Genomic DNA, 14,119 nt, shown 5'->3' on the forward strand with positions numbered 1-14,119 from the left:
AAATGTCCCGTTCCGCATTGATTAATATCGACACGCAGCAATCTTTTTTCCATCGCGATTACTGGCAAGAAGAGGATCTCCCGGCATTCCAGCAGGCTATTACACGGCTGATTTCTGGCTGCCAGGATTTGAAAATACCGGTGGTGGATATCTTCCATGTTGACGATGAAGGCCCGTTTTCCCTGGCTTCCGGCTATGTTAAAGCGATGCCGTTTTTGCAACATCAGGCGGATGTGGCGTTCCAGAAACACGTACATAACGCATTTACCGATACCGGTCTCGATCTTTGGTTACGTAGCCGTGACGTTAACCACCTGATTATCTGCGGTATTCGTACTGAACAGTGTTGCGAAACCACCACGCGAGTAGCGTCTGATTTGGGTTATCACGTTTCATTTGTCAGCGAAGCGATGCTCACCTTCCCGATGAGCTGGAAAGGGGTTACGCTGGATACGCAAACCCTGCGCCATCGCACTGAAACGGTGCTGGCGGGGCGTTTTGCCGAAATTCAAACTGTTGCTGAGTGCCTGGAGTCTTTATCGTGAGTATTGGGGTCTGGTTCGTTGTGTTGCCTGGTGTTCTGTCTCTTGACCTGAGTGGCCCTGCGGAAACGCTGAAGCTTGCAGGCGATGCTTTTCACCTGCATTTCATCGGCCCGGACCCGCAAGTTTCTACCTCCATTGGACTCAATTTTTCGGGCATCGAACCGCTGCCAGAAAGTTTCCCGCCAGGCAGTTTGTTAGTGCTTCCCGGCGTTTGCGATTCAAATCGTTACTTTGATACGCCACAGGCTGAGGCGGTGCGCCGTTGGTTGACGCGCCTGCAGCCGCAAATTCATAGCCAGCAACTCAATTTAATGTGCGTCTGTTCTGGCTCACTGCTGGCGGCGAAAGCCGGGCTGATGAGCGGCGTGCAATGCACCACGCACCACGATGTGCTGGCAAGATTACGCGCAGCCGCTCCCACCGCTCAGGTAAAAGAAAATCGTATTTTTGTCGAAGACCGGGGCATCTGGACCAGCGCCGGAATTACCTCCGGGATTGATCTCTCGCTGCATCTGATTAACCGCTATTGCGGCCCGAAAGCGGCACTCGACGTGGCGCGTGAGATGGTGGTGTGGTTTCGCCGTTCGGGCGACGATCCGCAATTATCGCCGTGGCTGCGTTACCGTAACCACATTCACCCGGCGGTTCATCGTGCGCAGGATTTGCTTTCGGCAGCACCAGAATCGGCGTGGGATGTGCAGGAAATTGCCGATAAAGTTCACGTCAGTTCGCGCCATTTATCGCGGCTTTTTCAGCAGCATTTGGGGATTTCAGTGCGGGATTATCTCGAACAATTGCGCCTGGCTATTGCCGAACAGCGCTTATTGCAGGGGCAACGCATGGAGCAGGCGGCGGTTGCGGCGGGCTTTTCATCACCACGCCAGCTGCACCGCGCCCGCGCCAGGAATGCTTAGCTCACCCATTTTCGCGTATCAAGCCGCTGTAATCCCATGGAAAGCAGCAAACTTCCGGCGAGTGTTGCGCCGAAAATCCACAAAATATCGAGAACCGGCGAGCTGGTTAGTTGGTAACCGTGAGTGCGCAAGAAGTGAATAATTAACGCATGGAAGCCGTAAATCCCTAGCGAATTCTGAGAAATTAAAGCCAAACCCGGCAATGGCCTGTTATTAAGGCAATTTTTTATCACGACCAACAAACTAATCGCGGCGATAAACACCAGCGGCCCGCAATAAACATAGAAAGTATCGGCAAAATTACCGTTCACTTCTAATTGATGGCGCGTACCTGTTGATATCGAAAAGATACACAACGCAAACAAGCCTGCTGCCAGCCCGCTAATCCAGCGTTTATCCGTTTCCAGCATGCCAATCGCGCGACCTAACAAGCCATACAGCACGTAATAAAACGTGTCGCCGCGAATATATAAATTAATCGGCAGCCATTTCACCCCGCCCAGTGTTTGCGGCACGGTATTGGGGTTGGCGATAACACCCAGCAAAACCATCAGCCCGAGAATCACCATCGCGTTGACTTTGTTCACCTGAATCAACGGGGAAAGCAGGTATATCACCATGATCGCAAAGAAGAACCATAGGTGATAGAACACCGGTTTTTGTAGGATGTAGCGCAGCGAAAGCCCCGCGTTGATGGGGGTCAGTAATTTGATGTAGATAAGCGCGACCACGCTGTAAAACAGCAGACAGGTGACGATGCGCAAAAAGTGACGCTGCTGTGCACTGCGTTCACCAAAAAACAGATAGCCTGAAATCATGAAGAACAGCGGAACGCTGACGCGAGAAGCCGAGTTGAGCACGTTTGATAAATCCCAACTAAATGGCGTGACAATATTCGCATTGGTGATGTACCAGGTGGTGGTATGGATCATAACGACCATCAGGCACGCAATCCCGCGCAAGTTATCAATCCAGTTAATTTTTTGCTGCATTCGTTCCTCGATGGCTTAAACGGGTATTAATCTGAGTTTGCATTCACTATCTTGTCAGGCGCGAAGCGGGTTTGCAGAATATGAAATACCTGTTAATTATTGAATAACAATAACGATTTTAACGTACACGTAACGAATGATGATGCCAAAAATAAAAAATAGCAGTTGGGTTCTCGTTTTTTGTGCTCTGTTACTGAGCGCTTGCAGTACACCGGAGCAACAACCGCAATATGCCCAGGGTGCACAGCAACCTGCAGTCGAAGGTGGTGCGATGATTGAAACCTGTAAGCAGGAAGCGGCATATCGCTACAACACCCGTGAGCAACAAATCAGCGTGGTGGATTTTAAGCAGTATCAGGGTAGTTACGAGATTCAAGGCAGCACCGTTCGCAAGGAAGGGTTTACCTGCTCATTCGACGAAAGCGGCCAGTTTTTGCACCTTTCATCTACATAAAGCCGCAACACAAGGCAAACGCACGTGGATTCGGGCTGTATACATGCCCTCAACAGGTACACTCGTCACCCTTCAAGTTGCCTCTGCGTTGGCTGCCTTCACTCACCCCAGTCGCTTAGTCTACTAAGCTCCAGGGGATTCATTCAGTTGCCGTCTTGATGCAACTCGAATGGTTTTGAGTGTATACTGACCGCTTCTCTTTTTAACCCTCTCGAACGCGTGCGAAATCAACATGCAAAAGTTTGATACCAAGACCTTTCAAGGCCTGATCCTGACTTTACAGGACTACTGGGCGCGCCAGGGCTGCACCATTGTTCAACCTTTGGACATGGAAGTCGGCGCCGGCACCTCTCACCCAATGACCTGCCTGCGGGCTTTAGGGCCAGAGCCGATGGCGACTGCATATGTGCAGCCATCCCGCCGTCCTACCGATGGCCGTTACGGTGAAAACCCGAACCGCTTACAGCACTACTATCAGTTCCAGGTGGTGATCAAGCCTTCTCCTGACAACATTCAGGAGCTGTACCTTGGGTCGCTTAAAGAGCTGGGTATGGACCCAACTATTCATGACATTCGCTTCGTAGAAGACAACTGGGAAAACCCAACGCTGGGTGCCTGGGGTCTGGGCTGGGAAGTGTGGCTCAACGGCATGGAAGTGACTCAGTTCACCTATTTCCAGCAAGTTGGCGGCCTGGAATGCAAACCGGTTACCGGTGAAATCACCTACGGTTTAGAGCGTCTGGCAATGTACATCCAGGGCGTAGACAGCGTTTACGATCTGGTCTGGAGCGACGGCCCGCTGGGTAAAACCACTTATGGCGACGTGTTCCATCAGAACGAAGTTGAGCAATCAACTTACAACTTCGAACACGCCGATGTGGATTTCCTGTTCTCCTGCTTTGAGCAGTATGAGAAAGAAGCGCAGCACCTGCTGGCGCTGGAAAACCCACTGCCACTGCCTGCTTACGAACGCATTCTGAAAGCCGCGCACAGCTTTAACCTGCTTGATGCCCGTAAGGCCATCTCGGTTACCGAGCGTCAGCGCTACATTCTGCGTATTCGTACTCTGACTAAAGCCGTGGCCGAAGCCTATTACGCTTCTCGTGAAGCGCTTGGCTTCCCGATGTGCAATAAGAACAAATAAGAGGCTGCCATGTCTGAAAAAACTTTCCTGGTGGAGATTGGCACTGAAGAGCTGCCACCAAAAGCCCTGCGCAGCCTGGCCGAATCCTTTGCTGCGAACGTAACCGCGGAACTGGATGCAGCGAACCTCGCTCACGGCGAAGTAAAATGGTTTGCCGCTCCACGCCGTCTGGCGCTGAAGATTTCTAATCTGGCACAGTCTCAGCCTGACCGTGAAGTTGAAAAACGTGGCCCGGCCATCTCTGCGGCATTTGACGCAGAAGGCAAACCAAGCAAAGCCGCTGAAGGCTGGGCTCGTGGCTGCGGCATCACCGTCGATCAAGCTGAGCGTCTGGCGACCGATAAAGGCGAATGGCTGCTGTACCGTGCGCACGTTAAAGGCGAAAGCGCGCAAGCCCTGCTGCCTGCGATGATTGCCACAGCGCTGACCAAATTGCCGATTCCAAAACTGATGCGTTGGGGCGATAACAACACCCAATTCGTGCGTCCGGTTCACACTGTGACCCTGCTATTGGGCGAAGAAGTTATTCCTGCAACAATCCTTGGCATTGCGTCCGATCGTGTTATTCGCGGCCACCGCTTTATGGGCGAGCCAGAATTCACTATCGACAACGCCGATCAGTACCCTGAAATTCTGCTGGAACGTGGCAAAGTTATTGCCGACTACGAGCAGCGTAAAGCGGTTATCAAAGAAGGCGCTGAAGAAGCGGCTCGCAAAATTGGCGGTAACGCCGATCTGAGCGAAAGCCTGCTCGAAGAAGTGACTTCTCTGGTGGAATGGCCGGTTGTGCTGACCGCGAAATTCGAAGAGAAATTCCTCGCCGTTCCTGCGGAAGCGCTGGTTCACACCATGAAAGGTGACCAGAAGTACTTCCCGGTTTACGCCAATGACGGCAAATTGTTGCCGAACTTTATCTTTGTTGCCAACATCGAGTCGAAAGACCCGATTCAGATTATCTCTGGTAACGAGAAAGTTGTGCGTCCACGTCTGGCCGATGCCGAGTTCTTCTTCAACAGCGACCGTAAAAAGCGTCTCGAAGACAACTTGCCGCGTCTGGAAACCGTTCTGTTCCAACAACAGCTCGGTACGCTGCGCGACAAAACTAACCGCATCGAAGCCCTTTCAGGCTGGATTGCTGGCCAGATTGGCGCAGACGTAAACCACGCAACTCGCGCCGGTTTGCTGTCTAAATGCGATCTGATGACCAACATGGTGTTCGAGTTTACCGACACCCAGGGCGTGATGGGCATGCACTATGCGCGTCACGATGGCGAAGCAGAAGATGTTGCTGTTGCGCTGAACGAGCAGTATCAGCCGCGCTTTGCGGGTGATGCACTGCCGTCTAACCTGGTGGCCTGTGCTGTGGCAATCGCCGATAAAATGGATACCCTTGCGGGCATCTTCGGTATTGGACAGCACCCGAAAGGTGACAAAGACCCGTTTGCTCTGCGTCGTGCCGCTCTTGGCGTTCTGCGCATCATCGTTGAGAAAAACCTGCCGCTTGATCTGCAAACGCTGACCGAAGAGGCTGTGCGTCTTTACGGTGATAAGCTGACCAACCAGAAGGTTACCGACGAAGTCATCGACTTTATGCTGGGTCGTTTCCGCGCCTGGTATCAGGAAGAAGGCCACAGCGTGGATACCATCCAGGCCGTGCTGGCTCGCCGTCCGACCAAACCAGCAGATTTCGATGCGCGTATGAAAGCGGTATCTCACTTCCGTACGCTGGAATCTTCATCTGCCCTGGCTGCTGCGAATAAGCGTGTTTCAAACATTCTGGCGAAGTCAGACGAGACGCTGAACGACCATGTTCACGCATCCGTTTTGAAAGAAGCCGAAGAGATTCGTCTCGCGACTAACCTGGTTGTGCTGCGCGACAAACTGGAACCGTTCTTCGCTGAAGGCCGTTACCAGGAAGCGCTGGAAGAACTGGCAAACCTGCGCGAGCCGGTGGATGCGTTCTTCGACAAAGTGATGGTGAATGCAGAAGACAAAGATCTGCGTATTAACCGCCTGACGCTGCTTTCCAAACTGCGCGAGCTGTTCTTGCAGGTTGCGGATATTTCCCTGCTGCAATAAGTTCTCTGCCGTTTTAAAGAACCCGCTTCGGCGGGTTTTTTCGCCTGAATGTTTACGCTTGATTATCAATGGGCTAGCTATTTCCCAGACAGGTTGTCGCGATGCTAATCCGGCCTGGGAAAAAATATGCCATTAACCTCAAACCCCGCAGCGCGGGGTTTTTTTATGACTCAGCGAACAACCAATACCGAGCATTTTGCATGGCGAACCACTGCAGCAGCGTTTGAGCCAAGAAGATAGGTAGACATGCTTGGGCGGTGGGAAGCCAGAATAATCACATCGGCGTCAATGTCATCGGCCAGTTGGAGAATATGATCTTTCGGCGAACCGCTCAGAACGTGCTTTTCAATCCGATCTTCAGGCAGGTTAAATTTAGCCACTATTTCGCTCAGCGATTCCATGGCGGCAGCTTCCCTCTCTTTGGCATCTGGTGCAATCGAAGCATAGCCCAGGCCGTAAGCGGCAAAATAGGTATAGTCAGGGATGACGGCCAGAAAATGGATCGTGGCATCGTCCTGCTTTGCATACCCTTCAACATGGGGGATAACCTGCTGTGTCAGCTCTGTTTCGGAAATATCGATAGGAACCAGGATTTTCTTAGACATACAACCTCCTTTTGCTTTACGTGTTAATAACCCTCTCTAAGTTATGGATTAGATTTGTGATTACGGAAGTGACACAGGTCAGGTTTTCGAGCATTGCCGCTTCGTTTCATACTATTTACGTAGCCTTCAGAAACGACAAACCCCGCTCAGGCGGGGTTTTGGATAACAATTTTGGGATAAGGCAATCAGGGTACAAAGTACAAAATCATTCCATCAACTGCTTACTGATTGTTGGATTCGCTTGCATTAAGCGCATCAACTTCAACTCGGTATTGGAGGGTCTGAGCCGTTTTGATTCCCACTCCTGTACCATTGAAACACTCACACCCATTGCGCGGGCGAAATCATCAATCTTAAGCCCGGTACTTTTTCTTAGTTGTTCAAATTCAGAAAATGCATTGGGCTTATCATTAAGTGCCATCATTTGATGCTTATCTTTAAAAACAATCTGCTCAAGGTTACTTAGCAGCTCAAACATTGGATCTTTATATTCCATCGAGAACTCCTCATAAATCACACATCGACCTCGTGAACGGTAAGAAGCCTATTAAGAGTAGTTGGAAAAAAAGCGGGCAGATGGTTTTCACGCTAACTATTTTCTTGCTGTGTCAGGCTTATGCGTTTCAGCAAAAAAACTAAGCGGCATAACGAATTGAAAAGTCTGTGATGAGCGGGATTGAGTATAAATTTGTAAATGGTTATGCATTTTACGCAAAACGGCGGGACTGGCCCGCCGTGCTTAAAGATTTTTCCATCATGCTTTTTGCGTAACTTTATCCAGCTCATGGTTATTGGCGCGGTTCTCAGCCAATGTGCGCTGGCCCGCCCAGGATTTCACCATCAGCGCGCTCGCGGAAAGTAGGGCCGGAATTGCCAGTAGCATGAAAATAGTTTTGAACGACAGTTCAGCTTGCATCAAGAATGCACCACTAAACGCCCCAAGAATTCCGCCAAAACGTCCAAGCCCCAACATCCATGCCACACCGGTTGCACGACCTTGTGTTGGGTAGAACCCGGCGGCTAGCGCAGGCATTGAAGATTGCGCGCCGTTCATAATGGTGCCTGCGATAAACACCATCACGCCCATTAATACCAGGCTTGAAGTAGAGAACCCTACCAGGCACACAAAAAGACCTGTCAGCAAATAACCCACGGCGACCACTTTGTTTGGGTTCAGCTTGTCCATCAGTGCGCCAATAATCAGAACCCCAATGCCACCACCGAGTGGGAACAAAGCGGTGATAATCGACGCCTGACTAAGCGTTGCGCCTGTTTCACGAATCAGCAGCGGTAGCCAACTGGTCAGCAGATAGAAAATCAGCAGGCCCATGAAATAGGTCAGGCAGAGCATTAAGGTTCCTACCAGATATCTTGGTGAGAAAATCACGCCCAGCGCGGTTTTATCTTTAATATGACCGCCGACTTCGTTCAGCACGAAGCGCAGATTTTCGCCTGACGGCAGTGGGGCAATGCGTCGCAAAATAGTGGCGATATCTTTCTGCGGCTTGTTCTTCACCACCAGATAACGAGCCGATTCCGGCAACCAAATCATCAACACCACTGAAAGAATGAGTGGCATGACGCCGCCCAGCACCAGTACGCTCTGCCAGCCGTAATGTGGGATCATCCATGCGGAGACAAAACCGCCCATTGAAGAACCAATCGGGAAGCCGACAAACATCAGGTTCACCAGCAGGGCGCGTTTACGTTCTGGTGCATATTCTGACATCAGCGTTGCCGCGTTCGGCATTGCAGCACCCAGGCCAAGCCCGGTGAGGAAGCGGAGTAGAGCAAGTGATGTCAGGCTGGTGGCAAAGGCGGTCAGCAGGCTAAAACCACCGAATATCAGAATCGATAACACCAACACCTTTTTACGCCCGATGCGGTCAGCCATTGGTCCGGCAGTTAATGCACCGACTGCCAGCCCAACCAGAGCGGCACTCATCACCGGGCCAAGGTCAGATTTCTGTACGCCCCATTCCTGTACTAAGTCTGAGGCGATAAAACCAATAATCGCGGTATCGAAGCCGTCCAATGCCACCGTAATGAAACAGAGGATGAGGATCATCCACTGATATCGGGAAAACTTATTATTGTTAATAAATGCCTGAATATCTGTCGTTGTTGTCTTTGTCATAAGGCACGTCCTGAAGGATGCTGAGGTGTTCGATTATCGAACAATGATTCGTTAATCGTTCGTTAAATCAAACCACTCAGCAGGCTATTGGGCAATCATTCGGCAGGTGTTTGTGTGCGATTATCGTACTGATTGGGATGGGGATATGCATACTTATGAAATAACACATTAAATATTAGTGGGTTAAATAAAAATCCTTGCTGCGCGGATTTGTGAGTGAGTTAACAAATGAGCAACATGTGAAATGGGCGGGCCGCCAGTGCAACCCGCCATATAAAAAGTGAAAATCAGGCCGCGGTTTCAATCACCATCAGCAACTGCCCGGCGTGGACCTGATTGCCTTGTTGGCGCTGGAAGGTGCGGATAACGCCATCCACCGGTGAAGTAATTGGGATTTCCATTTTCATAGATTCCAGAATGCCAATGGTTTGGCCCGCTTTTACCTGCTCACCGGGCTCAACCAGCCATTGCCATACACTCCCGGCGACCTGGCTTTCTACTCCGCAGCAGGAGTCAGGGATGTACTCTTCATTAGACGGGGCTTCATCCAGCGCACTATCAAAGGTGAATTGCCCTTCAGCACGCCAGCGAGACAGTTCCTCATCAAAAGCATGTTGGCGCTGCTGCTGGAAGGTATCGATGGTTTCTGCTTCTTGATCAAGCATTTGCTGATAATCATCGAGGCTAAATTCCTCTTCTTCAATGCGCAGCGGGTAGTCGCCCCACGGGAAACGTTCACGTATTTCCAGTAGTTCTTGAGCACTGACTTCGTAGAAACGAATCTGGTCGAAGAAGCGTAGTAGCCACGGTTTGGTGAATACATCTGTCTGGCGATCTCGGTTCCACATTTGCAATGTGCGCCCGATAAACTGGTATCCTCCAGGCCCTTCCATGCCGTAAACGCACATGTATGCGCCACCGATTCCCACGGAGTTTTCTGCAGTCCAGGTGCGTGCCGGGTTGTATTTGGTGGTGACCAGGCGATGGCGCGGGTCGAGCGGTGTCGCCACCGGTGCGCCAAGGTAAACATCTCCCAGCCCCATTACTAAGTAACGGGCATCAAAGACAATCTTTTTGACTTCATCAACTGAATCAAGGCCATTGATACGGCGGATAAATTCGATATTGCTTGGGCACCACGGCGCACCGGGGCGCACCGACTGAGTGTAGCGGGTAATTGCTTCACGGCAGGCGGAATCGTCCCAGCTCAGTGGGAGCCAGACGGTACGCGACGGGACTTTAGCGTTTTGCAGATCGCCAAGATCTTTATCGGCTGCCACGATCCTTTCCAGCAGTTGCTGGCGAGGGCAAAGATGGTTATCGAAATGAATTTGTAATGAGCGAATACCGGGGGTCAGTTCAAGACGTCCTTCTTGCGGATAGGCTTCCAGGCGCTGCATTAGCGCGTGGACACGAAAGCGCAGGGCGATATCCAGCATCTGCTCACCGTATTCCACCAGTAAAAAGCGGTCTCCTGCCGCACGGATGGTGACGGATGGCATGCCGTTGTTGGCGGGATCGTGGTAGAGGATTGGGGAGGCGATTCGGTTTTCCAAACCATCCAGACTCACCGCGACAAACTCAATTGTGTCCCCGGCTTTAAGCTGCCCGAGCTTCCACAAATCGTTACTGATGACCGTCGCCGGGCAGACAAAGCCACCGAGCGACGGGCCGTCCGGCCCTAAGATCACCGGCATATCACCAGTAAAATCCACGGTGCCAAAGGCATAAGCATTGTCGTGAATATTTGACGGGTGCATTCCTGCCTCACCGCCATCGCTGCGTGCCCAGGTCGGTTTTGGGCCAATCAAACGAATACCGGTACGACTCGAGTTGTAATGCACCTGCCAACGCGCTGCAAAAAACTCCTCAATATCCTGCTCGGTGAAAAACTCCGGTGCGCCGTGCGGCCCGTAAACCACCCGGATCTGCCAGCTATTGCTCAGCTGCGGGTAATCTTGTTCCGTTAAAGAAGCAGCAGGGCGATGCTCCGCTGCGGCCAGGTGCAACACATCGCCAGCACGCAGCGCACACCCGGCATGACCACCAAATTTACCCAGCGTAAAGGTGCTGCGGCTACCGAGATACTCTGGGCAGTTCAGCCCGCCCGCCAGCAGCAAATAGCTACGGCAACCCGCGCCGGTAATGTCGCCCAGCGTCAGGGTTTGCCCGGCATTAGCGTTAATCACCACACCTGTTGATACCGTTTCGTCATCCAGTTTTGCGGCAATTTCAGCACCGGTCAGCACGAAAGCGCACGGCTGATTAAAGCGCAGTGTCGGGCCGCGTAACGTAATTTCCAGGCCAGCGGCCTGCGCGCTGTTGCCCAAAAGCTGATTGCCAACGGTAAAGGCGCGGCTGTCGAACGGGCCGGAAGGCGGCACGCCGACATGCCAGTAACCGCTGCGGCCTGGTGCATCCTGGATAGTGGTCATGGTGCCGCCGGTAATCACATCCAGCGTTGCGGGTTGCCAGTTCACCTTGCCAAGCGTGGCGGTGATGACTCTCCCTTCCTGTACTTCTGGCAAAGTCAGTAAATATCGCAGCCAGTTCAGGTTGGTTTCAATGCCATAGAGCGATGTTTGCTGCAATGCGTTTGATAGCGATAACAGCGCCTGTTCGCGGGAATCAGCATGAACAATTACTTTTGCCAGCATCGGGTCGTAAAAAGGCGAGACTTCGCAGCCGGTTGCCAGCCAGTGATCGACACGAAGCACAGCGCCTTCTATCGCCTGTGGGAATATGACTTCGCTTAACAGTCCGGCCACCGGCTGGAAGTTTTTCGCCGGGTCTTCGGCATAAACCCGCACCTGAATCGCATGGCCGTGCGGCGTAGTGCGCAAGGTTTCTAACGCAGGGAGTTCATTTGCACCCAGTGCCACCATCCAGCTCACAATATCCACGCCGTAAACCATTTCGGTTACGCCATGTTCAACCTGCAAACGGGTGTTCACTTCAAGGAACCAGAACTGCTCGCTGACATCGTCGTAGACGTATTCAACCGTCCCGGCGCTGCGATAATTAACCGCTTCGCAAAGTTCGACTGCCGTGCAGTGAAGGGCGCTGCGGGTCGCATCAGACAGGCGTGGGGCAGGGGTTTCTTCAATCACTTTTTGATTGCGGCGCTGTGCTGAACAATCGCGTTCGCCCAGCGCGATAACGTTACCGGCTCCGTCACCAAAAACCTGCACTTCGATATGGCGTGCGTGGGCGATAAATTTCTCTAAAAAGACGCCATCGTCGGAGAAGTTGTTACCTGCGAGGCGTTTTACGCGGGTAAATGCTTCTTTCAATGCTGATGCATTATCGCAGCATTGCATGCCAATCCCACCGCCGCCCGCCGTGCTTTTCAACATCACCGGGTAGCCGATACGATCCGCTTGGGTTAAGGCAACCTCAAGTGAGGTCAGCAACCCACTGCCAGAAAGCAGTGGCACGTTATTTAACTCTGCCAGTTCTCGGGCGCGATGTTTCAGGCCAAAGGCCGCCATCTGTTCAACCGTCGGGCCGAGGAATACCACATTTTCTGCATCGCAGCGCTCAACAAAACTGGCGTTTTCACTCAGGAAACCGTAGCCCGGATGCACGGCTTCAGCGCCGCTTTCGCGCAGGATCGCAAACAGTTTGTCCTGGTTGAGATAAGTTTCGCGTACGTTGCCGTCACCTAACGAGAAGGCAATATCGGCCTGGCGCACGTGCTGGGAGTGTTTATCGGCTTCGGCATAGACCGCAATTGCAGTGATGCCCATTTGCTTCAGGGTGCGGATAATACGCACCGCAATCGCGCCACGGTTGGCAATCAAGACTCGTTTAAACATAACCGTTTCTCAGGCTCGCAGGTCGTCCTGCTTTCAATTCGGGCGCTGGAGTGCGGGCCGTCCCGCGGCGCTAAATGTATTACCAGACGGCGACTTCAATCGGCGTTGGGTTGTAACCATTACAAGGGTTGTTGAGCTGTGGGCAGTTGGAGATCATCACCAGAACGTTCATTTTCGCCACCAGTTCGACGTATTTCCCTGGCGCTGAGATGCCATCGGCAAATTGCAGCCCACCTTCTTTGGTGACCGGTACATTCATAAAGAAATTGATGTTGTGGGTGATGTCGCGGCGCGTCAGGCCATATTCCGGGTGCTGCGCCACGGCAAGCAACCAACTATCACGGCAGGCGTGCATATGGCGTTTTTCAAGTGAATAGCGAACGGTGTTGCTCTCTGTAGCACAGGCACCGCCAAGGGTGTCGTGACGGCCACAGGTATCAGCCACAATTTCCAGCATCGGTCGGTCTTCACTGGAGCGCAGTACGCTGCCCGTAGTGAGAAAAACGTTGCGCTGGCCGCGCAGCGTATCCGTCACGCTGTAGCGCTCGGCGGTGTCGTCAGCGTTATAAAACAGCGTATCTGCCGCCTGGTTGCCTTCCAGATCTGTGATGCGCAGCGTCTGGCCCTCTTGCAGACGATAAACCCAATAATCACCGGCGTTTACCGTGGCTTTGAGCTGGGCAGTTTCTGTATGGCGTGGGCTTTCAGTCAGCATCCGCAGGCTCCTTCAGTCAGGATATAAAGTTCGTTGTTATGCAGGCCGCGGCAGTTTTCTTCACGTTGCAGGCAGATTTCTGGCAGCGGTTGGCGGGTTGCGTCCAGCTGAATACCCAGCACCTGGCGCGGGTACGCATTGGCGGTGTTCAACGGGTGCGGGCAGGTGTGAAGAATCACTAGCGTGTCCATCGCAAAACGCAGGGTGACAGATGCACCCGCAAGGCCCTGCTGCTCGAGTGTTAAATCACCTTCATCGCTTGCGGTGACTTTGGCGAAAAAGTTGATATTCGCTGCCATATCGCGTTTCCCAAGGCCGTATTTCGCCAGTTCAATCAGAAAGCTGTCGTAGCCGTTTTGGTGGCGTTCGTTGTGGGCCTGTTGGTAATCCAGTACGCCGAATTGCTCTGCGATTTGCGCGGCATTGCTGCTGCCACAGACGGTTTCATGCCAGCCGAAAGTGTCTTGTTCAATGCCGCAGAAGATGCGCCCCATATCGGAATAGAGGCAGTGCCCGGTGGTTAAGCGGAAGGTGTGCTGGCATTTCAGGGTGTCCGGCGCGTTGTAGCGTTCCAGCAGGTTTTCCGGGTTGTAAAACAGCGCGGCAGCGTTCACGCCACCGTTAATGTCGGTGAGCGTTAAAGCTGTTCCCTTGCGCATAATCAGCGACCAATGGCTGCCTGCGGGAAGTTCGGTTTGATAGGCCATGTAGGCTCC

Annotated in this window: 12 protein-coding genes; 5 read left to right on the plus strand and 7 right to left on the minus strand. The window is 52.4% G+C overall.

Going from position 1 to position 14,119, the window contains the following annotated elements; all coding sequences use genetic code 11:
- Positions 1–2 precede the first annotated feature (2 nt).
- Complete coding sequence (locus AC0IXI_RS01265; RefSeq protein ID WP_471681832.1) at positions 3–545, plus strand: isochorismatase family protein; 543 nt, start codon at positions 3–5, stop codon at positions 543–545.
- Complete coding sequence (locus AC0IXI_RS01270; protein WP_471681833.1) at positions 542–1,459, plus strand: GlxA family transcriptional regulator; 918 nt, start codon at positions 542–544, stop codon at positions 1,457–1,459. The genes AC0IXI_RS01265 and AC0IXI_RS01270 overlap by 4 nt, the downstream gene beginning before the upstream one ends.
- Here the strand turns inward: AC0IXI_RS01270 and AC0IXI_RS01275 are convergent.
- The gene (locus AC0IXI_RS01275) at positions 1,456–2,451 is read right to left on the minus strand and encodes an acyltransferase (protein ID WP_471681834.1); all 996 of its coding nucleotides are present in this window, start codon (positions 2,449–2,451) and stop codon (positions 1,456–1,458) included. The two genes, AC0IXI_RS01270 and AC0IXI_RS01275, sit on opposite strands and share 4 nt — an antisense overlap.
- Before the next feature lie 142 nt (positions 2,452–2,593).
- On the opposite strand from AC0IXI_RS01275, the gene AC0IXI_RS01280 reads away from it, so the two are divergent.
- The 3 genes from AC0IXI_RS01280 (at position 2,594) to glyS (ending at position 6,128) form a co-directional block, all read left to right on the plus strand.
- The gene (locus tag AC0IXI_RS01280; protein ID WP_064514490.1) at positions 2,594–2,905 is read left to right on the plus strand and encodes a YsaB family lipoprotein; all 312 of its coding nucleotides are present in this window, start codon (positions 2,594–2,596) and stop codon (positions 2,903–2,905) included.
- A gap of 232 nt (positions 2,906–3,137) precedes the next feature.
- On the plus strand, positions 3,138–4,049 hold the full coding sequence (gene glyQ, locus AC0IXI_RS01285) for a glycine--tRNA ligase subunit alpha (RefSeq protein ID WP_034460421.1): 912 nt from the start codon (positions 3,138–3,140) through the stop codon (positions 4,047–4,049).
- A gap of 9 nt (positions 4,050–4,058) precedes the next feature.
- Positions 4,059–6,128, plus strand: a complete 2,070-nt coding sequence (glyS, locus tag AC0IXI_RS01290) for a glycine--tRNA ligase subunit beta (protein ID WP_064514488.1) — start codon at positions 4,059–4,061, stop codon at positions 6,126–6,128.
- A gap of 170 nt (positions 6,129–6,298) precedes the next feature.
- Here glyS and uspF read toward each other — a convergent pair whose 3' ends face one another.
- From uspF to AC0IXI_RS01320, 6 genes are all read right to left on the minus strand, one after another.
- On the minus strand, positions 6,299–6,733 hold the full coding sequence (gene uspF / locus AC0IXI_RS01295) for a universal stress protein UspF (RefSeq protein WP_064514486.1): 435 nt from the start codon (positions 6,731–6,733) through the stop codon (positions 6,299–6,301).
- A gap of 205 nt (positions 6,734–6,938) precedes the next feature.
- Positions 6,939–7,229: an HTH-type transcriptional regulator gene (locus tag AC0IXI_RS01300; protein ID WP_064514484.1), complete on the minus strand. Its 291-nt coding sequence runs from the start codon at positions 7,227–7,229 to the stop codon at positions 6,939–6,941.
- Positions 7,230–7,487: 258 nt separating this feature from the next.
- Positions 7,488–8,870 (minus strand): MFS transporter, encoded by a 1,383-nt coding sequence (locus tag AC0IXI_RS01305; RefSeq protein ID WP_134185770.1) that lies wholly within the window; start codon positions 8,868–8,870, stop codon positions 7,488–7,490.
- Positions 8,871–9,157: 287 nt separating this feature from the next.
- Entirely contained in the window at positions 9,158–12,688 is a 3,531-nt protein-coding gene (locus tag AC0IXI_RS01310) for a 5-oxoprolinase/urea amidolyase family protein (RefSeq protein WP_471681835.1), read from the minus strand.
- A gap of 79 nt (positions 12,689–12,767) precedes the next feature.
- Complete coding sequence (locus tag AC0IXI_RS01315; RefSeq protein WP_134185766.1) at positions 12,768–13,403, minus strand: urea amidolyase associated protein UAAP2; 636 nt, start codon at positions 13,401–13,403, stop codon at positions 12,768–12,770.
- A complete protein-coding gene (locus tag AC0IXI_RS01320; RefSeq protein ID WP_471681836.1) occupies positions 13,397–14,110 on the minus strand; it encodes an urea amidolyase associated protein UAAP1 in 714 nt (237 codons plus the stop codon). The genes AC0IXI_RS01315 and AC0IXI_RS01320 overlap by 7 nt, the downstream gene beginning before the upstream one ends.
- Positions 14,111–14,119 lie beyond the last annotated feature (9 nt).

This window comes from Buttiauxella sp. AC038 (assembly GCF_979253565.1).

Bases quoted from the DNA above. Each gene is read 5' to 3' on its own strand.
- AC0IXI_RS01265 (WP_471681832.1), top strand. From the start codon at position 3: ATGTCCCGTTCCGCATTGATTAATATCGACACGCAGCAATCTTTTTTC.
- AC0IXI_RS01275 (WP_471681834.1), bottom strand. From the start codon at position 2,451: ATGCAGCAAAAAATTAACTGGATTGATAACTTGCGCGGGATTGCGTGC.
- AC0IXI_RS01280 (WP_064514490.1), top strand. From the start codon at position 2,594: ATGCCAAAAATAAAAAATAGCAGTTGGGTTCTCGTTTTTTGTGCTCTG.
- glyQ (WP_034460421.1), top strand. From the start codon at position 3,138: ATGCAAAAGTTTGATACCAAGACCTTTCAAGGCCTGATCCTGACTTTA.
- glyS (WP_064514488.1), top strand. From the start codon at position 4,059: ATGTCTGAAAAAACTTTCCTGGTGGAGATTGGCACTGAAGAGCTGCCA.
- uspF (WP_064514486.1), bottom strand. From the start codon at position 6,733: ATGTCTAAGAAAATCCTGGTTCCTATCGATATTTCCGAAACAGAGCTG.
- AC0IXI_RS01300 (WP_064514484.1), bottom strand. From the start codon at position 7,229: ATGGAATATAAAGATCCAATGTTTGAGCTGCTAAGTAACCTTGAGCAG.
- AC0IXI_RS01305 (WP_134185770.1), bottom strand. From the start codon at position 8,870: ATGACAAAGACAACAACGACAGATATTCAGGCATTTATTAACAATAAT.
- AC0IXI_RS01310 (WP_471681835.1), bottom strand. From the start codon at position 12,688: ATGTTTAAACGAGTCTTGATTGCCAACCGTGGCGCGATTGCGGTGCGT.
- AC0IXI_RS01315 (WP_134185766.1), bottom strand. From the start codon at position 13,403: ATGCTGACTGAAAGCCCACGCCATACAGAAACTGCCCAGCTCAAAGCC.
- AC0IXI_RS01320 (WP_471681836.1), bottom strand. From the start codon at position 14,110: ATGGCCTATCAAACCGAACTTCCCGCAGGCAGCCATTGGTCGCTGATT.